The sequence below is a fragment of the Neisseria sp. P0021.S006 genome, assembly GCF_051956895.1.
In genome coordinates this window covers 1-783 of record NZ_JBQCWZ010000630.1, presented here as the reverse complement: position 1 = coordinate 783, position 783 = coordinate 1, and the positions used below count along the sequence as shown (strand labels likewise).

Genomic DNA, 783 nt, shown 5'->3' with positions numbered 1-783 from the left:
TCATACAAGATGATGAAAAATAAATATATTTTAATAAAAACAGCAATCAGTATAACTGCCATATTTATATTTTATCTTCTAATTCAAGAAAGCAGCGGAAAAACTGAAAAACCATCATATTTCTTGATGGCCATGTTTCTAAACTCGCTTTGGTTTGATAAAGAAAATAAAACAGTTATGGCTGCCGTTACGGCAATTATTGCCGCCTACTTTATATTTGTCGCACTATCCGATTAATAAGCAAACAAAAAAGGCTGCTTGGAAATTTCAGGCAGCCTTTTAGGAGGATTTTGATGGAACATTATCTCCTCCCCAAGAATTTGTTATGAAAAAAACAAATCACCGCAGCCATGATGATTCTGACGATGATTGCTCCCGCAATGGCAAACAGCTTCGACAATCAGACATTTGAAAGCCAAGTGTTCCACACGCAGGCAGATACGCCTATGCAGTTGGCGGAGCTTTCTCAGAAGGAGATGAAGGAGGCTGAAGGGGCCATGGCGCCGTTGGTGGCACTTGGGTATTTAACTAGGATAGGTACTTTTGTTGCTGCAAGATATGCTACCCCAGTAGTTCGAGGGCTCATATTTTTTATGGACGCCAATTGGCTAAGACTCCAAAATAATTAGAATTTGTTGCGGGCTTGGGCAATAATTGCCCAATCATATTGTGTATTTTATGAGGGGTGGTGATGATAATTGAAGTTGAAATTGATAGTACTAATAACGAGCAGACTTCTTTTTTAAAAAAATAGCCGTTGGTCAAGCTCTGAAATTATAAGAA

General features: G+C 38.4%; 2 protein-coding genes. Both read left to right on the top strand.

The genetic code is table 11. The annotated features are described in order from the left end of the window. The first annotated feature begins 9 nt into the window (after positions 1-9). A complete protein-coding gene (locus tag ACTHUM_RS16145; protein ID WP_070461414.1) occupies positions 10-237 on the top strand; it encodes a hypothetical protein in 228 nt (75 codons plus the stop codon). Positions 238-350: 113 nt separating this feature from the next. Beyond that, positions 351-629: a hypothetical protein gene (locus ACTHUM_RS16140; protein WP_070461415.1), complete on the top strand. Its 279-nt coding sequence runs from the start codon at positions 351-353 to the stop codon at positions 627-629. The last annotated feature ends 154 nt before the right edge of the window (positions 630-783 follow it).

Coding starts and splice junctions, on each gene's coding strand:
- ACTHUM_RS16140 (WP_070461415.1), top strand. CDS start 351: ATGATGATTCTGACGATGATTGCTCCCGCAATGGCAAACAGCTTCGAC.
- ACTHUM_RS16145 (WP_070461414.1), top strand. CDS start 10: ATGATGAAAAATAAATATATTTTAATAAAAACAGCAATCAGTATAACT.